General features: G+C 51.9%; 14 protein-coding genes and 2 pseudogenes. 6 read left to right on the forward strand and 10 right to left on the reverse strand.

Translation table 11 applies throughout. The features are described from left to right. The first annotated feature begins 35 nt into the window (after positions 1-35). From A5N84_RS06140 to A5N84_RS06155, 4 genes and pseudogenes are all read left to right on the forward strand, one after another. Positions 36-1,074: pseudogene (locus tag A5N84_RS06140) on the forward strand (hydroxymethylglutaryl-CoA reductase). Further along, positions 1,071-2,099, forward strand: a complete 1,029-nt coding sequence (gene fni, locus A5N84_RS06145) for a type 2 isopentenyl-diphosphate Delta-isomerase (protein ID WP_072281664.1) — start codon at positions 1,071-1,073, stop codon at positions 2,097-2,099. Before A5N84_RS06140 ends, fni begins: the two are co-directional and overlap by 4 nt. Positions 2,100-2,113: 14 nt before the next feature. After that, positions 2,114-3,271, forward strand: coding sequence for a hydroxymethylglutaryl-CoA synthase (locus A5N84_RS06150; RefSeq protein ID WP_072281665.1), 1,158 nt, complete (start codon positions 2,114-2,116; stop codon positions 3,269-3,271). Next, positions 3,268-4,338: a mevalonate kinase family protein gene (locus A5N84_RS06155; RefSeq protein ID WP_072281666.1), complete on the forward strand. Its 1,071-nt coding sequence runs from the start codon at positions 3,268-3,270 to the stop codon at positions 4,336-4,338. Before A5N84_RS06150 ends, A5N84_RS06155 begins: the two co-directional genes overlap by 4 nt. Positions 4,339-4,352: 14 nt before the next feature. Here A5N84_RS06155 and A5N84_RS12750 read toward each other — a convergent pair whose 3' ends face one another. Beyond that, entirely contained in the window at positions 4,353-4,478 is a 126-nt protein-coding gene (locus A5N84_RS12750) for a hypothetical protein (RefSeq protein ID WP_269844307.1), read from the reverse strand. A gap of 13 nt (positions 4,479-4,491) precedes the next feature. On the opposite strand from A5N84_RS12750, the gene A5N84_RS06160 reads away from it, so the two are divergent. Next, positions 4,492-5,265 (forward strand): mevalonate kinase family protein, encoded by a 774-nt coding sequence (locus A5N84_RS06160; RefSeq protein ID WP_158008662.1) that lies wholly within the window; start codon positions 4,492-4,494, stop codon positions 5,263-5,265. A gap of 15 nt (positions 5,266-5,280) precedes the next feature. Continuing rightward, the gene (mvaD, locus tag A5N84_RS06165; RefSeq protein ID WP_072281668.1) at positions 5,281-6,309 is read left to right on the forward strand and encodes a diphosphomevalonate decarboxylase; all 1,029 of its coding nucleotides are present in this window, start codon (positions 5,281-5,283) and stop codon (positions 6,307-6,309) included. Positions 6,310-6,510: 201 nt separating this feature from the next. Here mvaD and A5N84_RS06170 read toward each other — a convergent pair whose 3' ends face one another. From A5N84_RS06170 to xylB, 9 genes and pseudogenes are all read right to left on the reverse strand, one after another. Continuing rightward, positions 6,511-6,792 (reverse strand): DCC1-like thiol-disulfide oxidoreductase family protein, encoded by a 282-nt coding sequence (locus A5N84_RS06170; protein ID WP_072281669.1) that lies wholly within the window; start codon positions 6,790-6,792, stop codon positions 6,511-6,513. A 121-nt stretch (positions 6,793-6,913) separates the two neighbouring features. Then, positions 6,914-7,495 carry a YceI family protein gene (locus A5N84_RS06175; RefSeq protein WP_072281670.1) on the reverse strand — a complete coding sequence of 194 codons (582 nt, stop codon included), beginning with the start codon at positions 7,493-7,495 and terminating at the stop codon, positions 6,914-6,916. A 63-nt stretch (positions 7,496-7,558) separates the two neighbouring features. After that, complete coding sequence (gene aroB / locus A5N84_RS06180; protein ID WP_072281671.1) at positions 7,559-8,659, reverse strand: 3-dehydroquinate synthase; 1,101 nt, start codon at positions 8,657-8,659, stop codon at positions 7,559-7,561. A 15-nt stretch (positions 8,660-8,674) separates the two neighbouring features. Then, positions 8,675-9,283 carry a lytic murein transglycosylase gene (locus tag A5N84_RS11860; protein ID WP_158008663.1) on the reverse strand — a complete coding sequence of 203 codons (609 nt, stop codon included), beginning with the start codon at positions 9,281-9,283 and terminating at the stop codon, positions 8,675-8,677. A 92-nt stretch (positions 9,284-9,375) separates the two neighbouring features. Continuing rightward, a pseudogene (locus A5N84_RS13445) lies at positions 9,376-9,462 on the reverse strand (lytic murein transglycosylase); the annotation flags it as partial. Next, the gene (locus A5N84_RS09565) at positions 9,425-9,958 is read right to left on the reverse strand and encodes a lytic murein transglycosylase (RefSeq protein WP_078055612.1); all 534 of its coding nucleotides are present in this window, start codon (positions 9,956-9,958) and stop codon (positions 9,425-9,427) included. The gene A5N84_RS09565 and the pseudogene A5N84_RS13445, both read right to left, overlap by 38 nt. A gap of 22 nt (positions 9,959-9,980) precedes the next feature. Then, positions 9,981-10,325, reverse strand: coding sequence for an NAD-binding protein (locus tag A5N84_RS06190; protein WP_072281672.1), 345 nt, complete (start codon positions 10,323-10,325; stop codon positions 9,981-9,983). A 129-nt stretch (positions 10,326-10,454) separates the two neighbouring features. Then, complete coding sequence (locus tag A5N84_RS06195) at positions 10,455-10,829, reverse strand: hypothetical protein (RefSeq protein WP_072281673.1); 375 nt, start codon at positions 10,827-10,829, stop codon at positions 10,455-10,457. A gap of 68 nt (positions 10,830-10,897) precedes the next feature. Beyond that, the gene (gene xylB / locus A5N84_RS06200) at positions 10,898-12,322 is read right to left on the reverse strand and encodes a xylulokinase (RefSeq protein WP_072281674.1); all 1,425 of its coding nucleotides are present in this window, start codon (positions 12,320-12,322) and stop codon (positions 10,898-10,900) included. Between the last annotated feature and the right edge of the window lie 6 nt (positions 12,323-12,328).

Consider the following 12,328-nt stretch of genomic DNA (forward strand, 5'->3'; position numbering starts at 1 on the left):
AATCCCCGCTTTTGACCTCACCGCTTAACAACTGCATGACCCAACACACCACCCCCATTCCCACCCGCTGGATTGGTCCTATCCATATCCACGGCAACACCGTCAACGAAGCTGTACAAGTTCCCCTTGCAACCTATGAAACCCCCGCTTTGGCCATCTACCGCCCGTGGGGCAAAAATCTCTCGCCTTTGTGATGGCATCCGCGTTACCCTCATAGACGAACGCATGACCCGCTCTGTTGTTCTACAAGCTCAGCACGCCCAACATGCCCTTGAAACCTATCAACGCCTGCAAACACAACTGCCACAACTGCAACATCTCGTCAGCCAAACCAGCCGCTTTGCAACCCTTGATAAACTCCACGCGCAAATTCTTGGCAATCTTCTCTTTTTGCGCTTAGAGTGTTTAACAGGCGACGCTTCAGGGCATAACATGGTTACCAAAGCCGCTGATGCTATCTTAAAATGGATTATAGAAAGCGATGAAACCCTCCAATACGCCAGCATCTCAGCCAACCTTTGCGTGGATAAAAAAGTAAGCGCCATCAATGGCATATTAGGGCGTGGTAAAAACGTTATTGCCGAAATCACCATCCCCGAAACCATTCTCAGCAAACACCTACGCACCACCGCCGCCAAAATGGTCGACCTCAACACACATAAAAATCACCTTGGAAGCAATCTTGCTGGCAGCATTCGTAGCGCCAACGCGCATTTTGCCAATATGTTGCTCGCCTTTTACCTTGCCACAGGACAAGATGCCGCTAATATCATTGAAGGCTCTCAAGGCATTGTTCACTGCCAAAATCAAGAAGGACAATTATATTTCTCCTGCACCCTTCCAAACCTCATTGTCGGCAGTGTCGGCAATGGCAAAGGACAGCACCTCAGCACCATCGAACAACACCTGCAAACCCTCGGTTGTCGCGAAGAGCGCCCAATAGGAGACAACGCCCGCCGTCTTGCCGCCATTTGCGCTGCAACCGTCTTATGTGGTGAGCTCTCTTTACTTGCTGCACAAACCAATCCAGGTGAACTCATGCGCTCTCATCTTGCTATGGAACGACACTCATGAACGACCTTATCGCCCAACGTAAACAACAACACCTCGATATTCTCGCCAACGACCCACAAGTTGAACGCCACGCTAGCGGTTTTGAGCGCATTCGCCTAACCCACCGCGCCCTTCCCGACCTCAACCTCGACGACATCGACACGCGGTGCGAATTTCTAGGCAAAACCCTCTCCTTCCCGCTGATTATCTCCTCTATGACAGGCGGGGGCGATGAGCAACAACATCTTATTAACCAACGCCTTGCTCAAGCTGCAGAGTTTTGTGGCGTAGGCATGGCGGTAGGCTCACAACGTATTATGTTTGGTCATAAAAAAGCCCAACAAAGTTTTGAACTACGCCCTCATGCCCCTGAAACCGTTTTACTCGCCAACCTAGGCGCTGTACAACTCAACAAAGGCTTTACCTTAGAGCATTGCCAAAGCGCTGTGGATATTCTTGAAGCAGACGGACTTTATTTGCATCTAAACCCCCTACAAGAGGCCATCCAACCCGAAGGCGACACCGACTTCAAGCACCTACATCATCTCATTAGCGCAACTTGCAAAAATCTTAGCGTTCCCGTCTTGCTTAAAGAAGTGGGCTGTGGACTTTCTCCTGCTGATATCGCGCTGGGCAAACAAGCTGGCGTTCATTATTTTGATGTGGCAGGACGTGGCGGAACCTCATGGAGTCGCATCGAACACCACCGCCGCGCCAACCCAGACGACACCCTAGGACTGCTCTTTCAAGATTGGGGACTCACCACCGTTGAAGCCCTCACTCTCGCCCAACAAACCCATCCTGATATCACCCTTATCGCTAGTGGCGGTATTAGAAATGGCATTGATATCGCCAAAGCCGTTATCCTCGGTGCACAAGTTTGTGGGATGGCCGCGCCACTTCTCAAGCCCGCGCAACAATCCACCCAAGCCGTCATTCACGCCATTGACACCTTACAAAGACAATATCAAACCGCATTATTTCTCCTAGGTTGTCAAAACCATCAAGACATCCACAACAACCGCACCCTCCTCCTAACTCCCTAAAGTACAAAATTATCATGAATATAGGCATCGACCAACTCCATTTTCACATCCCAAACTATTATCTTGACCTCGCCGTTCTCGCGGAGCATAACGGCGTTGATTTAAGCAAATACCACAAAGGCATCGGGCAAGAAAAAATGAGCGTAGCCAGCCACGATGAAGACATCGTAACCCTTGCCGCCAATGCCGCCGCCCCCCTACTCGCTGATTTAGAACAACGCAACAGCATCGACACCCTCTTATTTGCCACAGAAAGCGGTATTGACCAATCCAAAGCCGCAGGACTCTATCTCCACTCCCTTTTAGACCTACCAAGCAATTGCCGTATTCTCGAAGTTAAACAAGCCTGCTACAGCGCCACCGCCTCCCTACAGCTTGCCTGCGACCACATCGCCCGCCAGCCCAATAAAAAAGTCCTCGTTATTGCCAGCGATATAGCACGTTACGACCTCGGCACCCCCGCCGAAGCCACACAAGGCGCAGGCGCAGTCGCCCTACTAATTAGCGCCAATCCACGACTGGTTAGCATTGACCCCATTAGTGGTAAATACAGCGAAGACGTTATGGATTTTTGGCGTCCCAACTACCGAAAAACCGCCCTAGTAGATGGCAAATACTCCGCCCAAATGTATCTCAAAGCTTTAAAACACGCTTGGCAAGACTACCAAGATCAAGGCGGCTATCCCTTTAATCATTTCAGCCATTTTTGCTACCACCTCCCCTTTAGCAAAATGGGCGTCAAAGCGCATCAACAACTCGCCAAGCACAGCCAAAACCCCATTAACCCAGACCAAATCGAAGACGGCATGCGCTATAATCGCCTCATCGGCAACAGCTACACCGCCTCCCTCTATTTTGCGCTAAGCTCCCTATTAGACCACCGCGACGACCTCGCCAAGCAAAACATCGCATTTTTTAGCTATGGCTCAGGGTGTGTAGGTGAATTTTTCAGCGGACAAGTACAACCCAACTACCAACAACACCGCCACCGCCAAAGCCACCAACACCAACTCACCCACCGCCAAAGTCTCGACTACGCCACCTACCAACACTATTGGCACAACCCAGAACCAAGCGACGGCAGCACCATTGAGCTCCCCCAGCAAAACCACGCGCGCTATCGCCTTGCAAAACTCAGCCAACACAAACGCCACTATCAAAAAAATCCATGATTATTCGTGCCCAAGCACCAGGGAAAATCATTCTTAGTGGCGAACATTCCGTCGTCTACGGCGCCCCAGCCATTGTCGCTGCCGTAAGCGAATACACCCAAATCAGCTTCACCCCTCATCATCACAGCCACAGCATCAACACCGCCTTCCAAGGAATCTCCAAAGGCAAACCCTATCCATTAAAAGCGCTCAAAACCCTTAAAAGCAAACTCGACCAACGCTTTGAACAATTCATTCGTGGCGAACGCCCCGTCAACCACATCCTCCATCGCCCCGACGACCTCGCCATTTACACCCTCGCCACACTCCTCCAACATCTCCCCGCCCTAGGCACCAATCAACACCGCCCCACCGCAGGACGACTTAACAGCCACAGCACCCTCCCTCTTGGCGCAGGCATGGGCTCTTCCGCCGCCGCCATTGCCGCCACCCTTGTGCTATACGAACACATGCTCAACCTCCCACTCACCCCCAAACAACGCTTTGAGCATGTTCGATTTTGTGAGCGCCTCCAACACGGCAAAGGCAGCACCATTGACGCCACCGCCAGCGTTTATGGTGGTCTGCATTCCCTTCACAACCAACAGCCCACCCCCATCAACACGCCCCTCACCCAGCATTGGTATTGGGTCTTACACGGCATACCGCAAAGCTCAACAGGCGAATGCGTCCACCACGTGCGCAAACACCACAGCCACGACACCCCCCTCTGGCAAGCCTTTACCGACTGCAGCCAAAACCTACTCAACGCCCTAGAAAAGCAAAGCGACCCACAAGAAAGCCTAAGAGAAAACCATCAACTGCTTAATCGTATTGGCGTCGTCCCCCAAAGCGCCAATCACTTTCTAGACAGCCTAAACACCCATGGTGGCAGCGGCAAACTCAGTGGCGCAGGCAGCATCCGTGGCGAACAGGCAGGAATCCTCCTCATCTATCATCCCGACGCGCAACAATTCACCCACTTCATGCAACACCACCACCCAACGCTGCCCTACAAACCCCTAAAACTCACCTTTAATGGCGCACATATCCTCCCACACCCCTCCGCCCCCCCACAGCAACCATGAACACATTTCACTTCTCAGCACCCGCTAACATCATGCTTTGTGGCGAACATTCCGTCGTCTACGGCGCCCCAGCCATCGTTGCCGCCATTAACCAACGCCTCCACCTCCACCTCACCCCACGCAGCGACCGCGAAATCCACATTGACAGCAACCTTGCCCACTACCACAGCACGCTTGACACCCTCCCCACCCCACCCCAAACTCCACCCCCTACTCACCATCTTACGCCACGCACGCGACCAAAAAACCCTCACCCACGGACTGCATCTGCGCATCTACTCACAAATCAACCCCACCCTAGGACTTGGCTCATCAGCAGCCCTCACCATCGCCCTTACCGCCGCTCTAAACCGCCTACACAGCCCCAACCTCAACCTCACACACATTCACCAACAAGCCCTAGAACACACCCGACGCATCCAAACCCTTGCCAGTGGTGCAGACCTTGCCGCCAGCCTTCATGGCACCCTACACGCCTATCAAATCAACCCTACCCGCATTGACCCCCTTCCCATTAACCAACCCTTCCAATTAAGCTTACGTTACAGCGGCTACAAAACCCCCACCGCCGAAGTACTGGCAAAAATCGCGCACAACATGCAACAACAGCCCGAACATCATCAACACCTCTACCAACAAATGGCGCACACCACCCAAACCGCCATCAACGCCCTTAAAACCCACCAACCCCAAACGCTCTACCGCGCTCTCAATCACTACCAAACCCTATTAGTAGCCCTAGGCGTGAGCGACCCCACCCTAGAGCGCCTCATAAAAGAAGCCACCCCCCAAAGCTACGCCAGTAAAATTTCAGGCTCAGGACTAGGGGACTGCATCGTAAGCCTTAGCGCCACAAACGCCCCACCTCCCACACACCACATCCCCATCTCCCTTGCGCCACAAGGACTCATCCACCACACCCCCTAACAAACAGGACACATCATGACAGACCCCCTCATTGAGCAATACTTCGCACAAATCCTTCCCGAAACCCTCACCCCAATCCAAAGCGCCAGCGCCTACGCCCCCTGCAACATCGCCCTCTGCAAATATTGGGGCAAACGCCAATACAGCCTCAACCTCCCCAACAACAGCAGCCTCTCTATCTCGCTCGCCCACCACGGCACCCACACACAAATCCAACACAGCCCCGACGGCCAAGACCACATCCTCCTAAACCAACAAGAACAACCCCTAAATACCCCCTTCAGCCAACGCCTACTCACCTTCTGCAATCACTTTCGCCGTAACCAACCCCTTCCTCTACTCATTCACACCACCAACAACATCCCCACCGCCGCAGGACTTGCCTCCAGCGCCTCAGGCTTTGCCGCGCTCACCCTCGCCCTCAATCACTTCTTCCAACTCAACCTTACCACTAGAACACTCTCCGTCGTCGCGCGCATCGGTAGCGGTAGCGCCAGCCGCTCCCTATGGCATGGCTTTGTCTATTGGTTCAAAGGCTCACACCCCCTAGGCAATGACAGCTACGCCACCCCCATAGAATACTCATGGCCAGACCTGCGCATCGCCCTACTACAACTTGACCAACGCCCCAAACGCATAAGTTCCCGCAACGGCATGAATCACACCGTAGACACCAGCCCCTACTACAGCGCTTGGGCAGAACTTGCCGAAAAAGACATCAGCGCCCTATATCAAGCCATCAACGAACAAAACTTCCCCCGCTTTGGACAAATAGCCGAAGACAACGCGCTTGCCATGCACGCCAGCATGCACGCCGCACGTCCAAGCCTCATCTACTGGCAACCACAAACCCTAAGCCAACTCCACCACATCCACCACCTCCGCCAACAAGGACTCCCCGTCTACGCCACCATCGACGCTGGCGCAAACGTTAAAATCCTCTTCCTTGCACAACATCAACACGCCATCGAAACCGAACTCAACCCCAGCGCCATCATCAACCCCTTTTCCCCCAACAATCCCAAAATCCCCCTTTCTCTTTAATCCAATCCAAAAAAAAGCGGGGCAACTCCCCGCTAATTCAAGCCACAATTTATCCCCAAAGCAGTGAAATCCCTAACCTCGCGCATCCCCCCCTATCTCAATAATAACCACCTTCATCCAACGCGCCCCATAAATTACCACCCCCCTTATTTCAACCGCTCTTTAAGCGGCAAACGACAGGACTCATTCTCACAAACAGCATCATCCATCGCCTCCTTGCCCGCAAGCAAGCACTTTTGCCATTGGCAACCGTGCGGTTTGATATAAAAGGCGCACCGCTCCCATTCCTTTATGCATCTTCTTGTTATCATCTTGCACATAAAGATACGTCATCGCCTCCAACTCACTCACCCCAAAACCAGCAAGCTCATTAACCGCCTGCGATACAGCAACAATACGAATCTCATCTGGATTCTTAGCCTTTGTATGCCTTGCCAAAGCATAACAAATCGCGCATTTATCATCGTAATACATCGTAATCATCCTCTGCTCCAGATTTTAAAATCGGCTTTATTCCCCAATAACCATCCCCAACTAAAAAACCGCCACAATAAAAAAGCACCACCAGAAACCCAGTGATGCCCAAAAATACCCACCAAAAAACCTACTGACGCACAAACTGCGCATTAAAAGACACAGGCACTTGTTGCACAATAGAAGACAACGCCATCACCTTCACCAATTCCGCAACCCCATCTTTCATATTCACCGCTGACGTATCTACTATCACAGGAGACAAAGTACTGACCATCAACTTATCTTCCGCCACCTTCTGAATCGCTAGATCCGCCTGCAAATCAACCTGTTCACCATGAAGTTCCAACATCAAAGGCTGTTGCAACTTTAACACCTCCCCCACTGCCAACTGCTCAAGCGCTTTCACATCTAAAGTTGCACTCACTTTCGCCTGTGTAAATTTATCGGTTTGAAACACCCAATCGCGCAACCGCTCATCACGAATCTCAACATTGGTTTGCACACTATTTAAATCAATCTCTAATACAAAATTGCCCGACTCATCCAATCGCGCCTGAGAATTTTGAAAAGACGATTGCTCAGTAATACTCGCATTTTCTTGATTCACTTTTGTCGTTAAAAACGTAATCGCATTGTCATTAGACACCCATTGCGCTGCCTGCGCCCAAGAAGAAGACAGCAACACTGCCGATAAAATCATTTTTTTCATACTCACTCCTTAAAAATAAAACAATAAAAAAGCGCTTATCTCCAAGCGCCCAAACAGTTTAATCTAATCAGCATAACTTACTATTAAAGCCTGTAGAATATCCTCATCTGCCACCCCAGAAATCACCTCACAACGCCCAAACGCCACCATCAACACCAAACGCAATCGCCCACTAGCCACTTTCTTATCCAAATACATCAGCGACAAAATCTCCTCTGCCGCTAAATCCCTAGGCAAAGAATCTGGCAACCCCACATCCTGCAATAATGCCCGCAAACGCCCAACCTCTTCTACTGACACATATCCCAACAAACGCGACAACTCCGCTGCCAAACGCATCCCAATCGCCACCGCCTCACCATGCTTAAATCGCTCATAGCGCGTTAGCGTTTCAATGGCATGCGCAAAAGTATGCCCCAAATTCAACAAAGCCCGCGCCCCCGCCTCGCGCTCATCACTCGCCACAATCGCCGCCTTATGCCTACAACAGCGCGCAATCATCTCAATTAACCCCTCCGCCTGCTGTTGGACAATCGCTGACCGATTCCTTTCAAGCCAGGCAAAAAAATCCACATCCCCGATTAATGCATACTTAATCGCTTCTGCCAATCCTGCGCTAAACTCGCGCTTAGGCAAAGAGCGCAACGTCGCCACATCAATCATCACCGCCTGCGGTTGATAAAACGCCCCAATCATATTTTTCCCCAGCGGATGATTTACCCCCGTCTTCCCCCCCACAGACGAATCCACCTGCGCCAATAACGTCGTGGGCACCTGCACAAAAGGCACCCCCCGCTGATAACATGCCGCGGCAAAACCTGCCACATCCCCAACAATCCCCCCGCCAAGCGCCATAATTGTTGCATCACGATTAAAGCGCGCCTGCATCAACGCATCGCAAATCTGCATAATCGCCGCCATTGATTTAAACTGCTCCCCATCCTCAAGATAAACCGTCAACACCTGCTTATCAGGAAAATTTGCCAACAATGCCTCTAAATACAGCGCCCCCACCGCTTGATTAGTTACCACGCACAACTGCTGCCCACGCACCAAACCCGCCCACGCCTCACCTCGACTTAACAACCCCTCTGCCATCACAATCGGATAGCCTCGATTCTGTTGCGCCTCAAACTCCAACGACAACCGCACCAAATCCCCCATAAGTCCTCCTAAAAATTAACGTCCCAAAAGAACTGCCACAGAATCCTGCGACACAAACCCATCTGCCAACACCCCATTATCCAATTGCCACTGACGAAACGCCTCACGCGTCCGCCGTCCCAACACCCCATCAACCCCACCGACCTCATAGCCAAGCGCCGTCAAACGAGATTGCAACAATTCCACCTGCGCACGCGAAAGCCCCAACGCCTGCCGAGGCCATTTCGCCACAATCCCCCCACCACCGCCAATCCTATCTGCCAACAAACCAACCGCCAACGCATAACTAGACGACTGATTGTAAACCTTAATCACCTCATAATTATCCAACAATAAAAACACCGCACCTTGATGCCCAGCAGGCAACCACAACCGCGCCATCACCGCCCCATCCAAATCCTCATGCTCAACCGCCCTCACCCCCAAAGCACGCCAACGCGCCAACGGCAACCGCGCCTCCACCAACGCAAAATCAAATCCCGACGGCAAACGCACCTCCATCCCCCAAGGCAACCCAGCCTCCCACCCCGACTGTTGTAAATAAGACGCCGTTGACGCCAACGCATCCAATACATCCCAAGGGTCGCGCCGACCATCGCCATTCCCATCCACCCCATAGCGCACAAACGTCGCTGGAATAAACTGCGTATGCCCCCATCCCCGCCAGCCCACGACCCCTCCACCGCCAAATCATGCCAATCTTCCTGCCCAGCCAACGTCAACAACGCCAACAACTGCTCCTCAGCAAACTGCGCACGTCGACCATCATAAGCCAGCGTCGCCAACGCCGAGGGCAAATGCACCTTCCCCCATCGCCCCCCCAAATCCCGACTCCAACCCCCAAATCGCCAACACCACCTCCGCGGGCACACCAGAGCGCGCCTCAAGCCCTCGTAAAAAATCAGCATACTCACCCAACAGCTGCCGCCCCTTCCTAATCCGCGCCTCAGACACCGCCGAATCCAAATACTCCCACACCATCTTAGAAAACTCAGGTTGCCCACGATCTAGCGCCACCACCTTCTCACGATAATTGGCTTGTGCCAACAACGCCTCCACCAACGGCGGAGCAAACCCAAGCGCCACCGCCCGCGCGTAAAACCCCTCCTTCCACTGCGCAAAACTCCCTGCCTTAACCAAAGGCTCCGCCCCCTTCTTTGCCTCAGTCAACGCCTGCTCTTTTACCACTGCCACATCCGCCCCCAACGGCGAACTCACACTCGGATTAGACAACACCGACGAACACCCCATTATTGTTACCCCAGAAATCACCAACCCAAACCACTGACCCAACTGCATCGCCTTTCTCCTAAATAATTAATTACTCTAAATCCAACGCCCGAATCAACGCCGATGTATCCAAGCGCCCCAACCCCTTTCCTTGCAACGCTTGATAACGTACAAGCACCGCCCTATTCAAAAGCGCCACCGCCCCCACCCGCACACTCTCATCCAAAGCATAACCCAAATCCTTCACCATCCAATCCAGCGCAAAACCAAAATCAAACTCCCCTACCAACATCGAACGCGCCCGATGACTCAACTGCCACGACCCAGCCGCACCCCCCTCAATCGCCGAAATCACCGCCTCATCAGGCGAAAGCGCCAACCGCCCACCATACTGCGCCACCCAACTACGCGCCTTCTCCACATGACGATTAAACACACACCTCAAACCCCGCCTGATGCACATGCCCAGCCATAGGAAAGCCCATCACCCCCCAAACCCAAAAACGCCACCTGCATCATCCACCCCCTAATATTAAACGATTAAACAAATCCAACCATCAAACCATTACCTCAACGCAAACTGCTCATAACAGCGCAACGCCATCGGCGCAACCATATCCAACAAAGTCTTCTCACGTGAAGCCTTAGACAACAACGACAACTTCTGCGTCGCTGTCATATTCTCCGCCGCCCCACGACTTGCGCAAGCACACACCTGCGCCTCCACCTCAGACACTGCCAAATCCTGCGCTTCCAACGTCTTTTTTGCAAACTGCCAAATCTCCTGCTTCTCCAAATAACGATGACACGCCCCATCTAACCAAGATGCCGTCAAAGAAGGCGACAACGCCTCCTGCTTCTCCATCCCACCAGCACACCCCCACAACCCCAACATCAAACCCAAACCAAAACCAAAACCAAAACCCAAATTCTTACGCATATTTCCTCCTAGATAAATTCATACCTTAAAAATGAAAAACAATGTATCACATATCCAAACACTTCTCCCTAACCATAAAGCCTGCCATACCTCTCAATAAATCGCGCGCGCTTATCCAAATCAATCTCCTTCATCTGCTTAGGCTCAGACACCTCCACACTCAAAGGACATCCAACACGCTCACCAGAAACAGCCATTGCCGCCAAACGCGCTGCCCCTAAAGCGGCGCCAACAGGGGATTGCCTATAATAATGCAATGACTTACCACAAATATTTGCCAACAACTGACGCCAAAATGCACTTTTTGCCCCACCCCCAACCAATACCACCTCACGCGCCACAACGCCCGTCTGTTCAAGCGCCTCTATGCCATCAAGCAAAGCAAAACTCACCCCTTCTATCACCGCTCTTGCCAAAGTAGCTGAATTATCCTCATGCCCCAACCCTAAAAATGCCCCTCGTGCATATACATTATTATGAGGCGTGCGCTCCCCACTCAAATAAGGCAAAAAGACCACCTGAGAATCCTCACGCGCTTGACTCGCTGCTGCAAATAACTGCGCCACATTCGTAAAACCCAACGCCTTCACAGCCCAATCTATTGCAGATGCCGCACTCAAACTAACCGACATCAAATGCCAACGCTCAGGCAATGCATGGCAAAAACTATGTACCGCCTGCGCCGTATTGGTTAAAAAACCATCACTCACCACAAAATACACTCCCGACGTTCCTAAAGACAACATCGCCTGCCCCGCCTCATATAATCCCAAACCCACTGCTGAGGCGGCATTATCCCCACCGCCAGCGACCACAGCCACTGATTTCATTTTCCATTGCCGCGCCCATTTATCGCGTAAATAGCCCGTGATTTCATTGCCCTCAAATAATTTTGGCATCTGTGATTGTTCTAACTCACAGACGCTCAACATCTTGTCACTCCAACGACGTTTTCCCACCTCCAACCACATCGTCCCCGAAGCATCAGATACATCAGTGGCATATTCTCCCGTCAAGCATAACCGCAAATAATCTTTAGGCAACAACACCTTCGCCACCTGTTTAAAGATTAGACGATGATGCTCTGCCAACCATTTAAGCTTTGGCGCGGTAAAACCTGCCATCATCAAATTCCCCGTAATCTGGCGAGACTCTGGCACCTCTTTCTCTAATTGAACGCATTGCGCCTCACATCTACCATCATTCCATAAAATGGCTGGGAACAGCACCCTATCCTGCCGATCCAACACGGTTGCCCCATGCATTTGCCCACTCAACCCAATCGCTTGCACCGCACTCAAATCATACAAATAAGCCAATTCATCCATTGCCGCCTCTGTTGCCTGCCACCAATCAGAAGGATTTTGTTGTACCCATAATGGTTTAGGGCGCTCAATTGCTAAAGCGCGTGAAGTTGTCGCCAGTAGCTGTTGCGCCTCATCAAGCAACGCAACTTTAACGCTTGAAGTCCCCAAATCTATGCCGATATACATCTTTTC

It is taken from the genome of Rappaport israeli (assembly GCF_001888055.1).
Taxonomy (GTDB): domain Bacteria; phylum Pseudomonadota; class Gammaproteobacteria; order Cardiobacteriales; family Cardiobacteriaceae; genus Rappaport; species Rappaport israeli.

Bases quoted from the DNA above. Each gene is read 5' to 3' on its own strand.
- A5N84_RS06170 (WP_072281669.1), bottom strand. From the start codon at position 6,792: ATGATTACGATGTATTACGATGATAAATGCGCGATTTGTTATGCTTTG.
- A5N84_RS06175 (WP_072281670.1), bottom strand. From the start codon at position 7,495: ATGAAAAAAATGATTTTATCGGCAGTGTTGCTGTCTTCTTCTTGGGCG.
- A5N84_RS06150 (WP_072281665.1), top strand. From the start codon at position 2,114: ATGAATATAGGCATCGACCAACTCCATTTTCACATCCCAAACTATTAT.
- aroB (WP_072281671.1), bottom strand. From the start codon at position 8,659: ATGGGGGATTTGGTGCGGTTGTCGTTGGAGTTTGAGGCGCAACAGAAT.
- A5N84_RS09565 (WP_078055612.1), bottom strand. From the start codon at position 9,958: ATGCAGTTGGGTCAGTGGTTTGGGTTGGTGATTTCTGGGGTAACAATA.
- mvaD (WP_072281668.1), top strand. From the start codon at position 5,281: ATGACAGACCCCCTCATTGAGCAATACTTCGCACAAATCCTTCCCGAA.
- fni (WP_072281664.1), top strand. From the start codon at position 1,071: ATGAACGACCTTATCGCCCAACGTAAACAACAACACCTCGATATTCTC.
- A5N84_RS06195 (WP_072281673.1), bottom strand. From the start codon at position 10,829: ATGCGTAAGAATTTGGGTTTTGGTTTTGGTTTTGGTTTGGGTTTGATG.
- xylB (WP_072281674.1), bottom strand. From the start codon at position 12,322: ATGTATATCGGCATAGATTTGGGGACTTCAAGCGTTAAAGTTGCGTTG.
- A5N84_RS06155 (WP_072281666.1), top strand. From the start codon at position 3,268: ATGATTATTCGTGCCCAAGCACCAGGGAAAATCATTCTTAGTGGCGAA.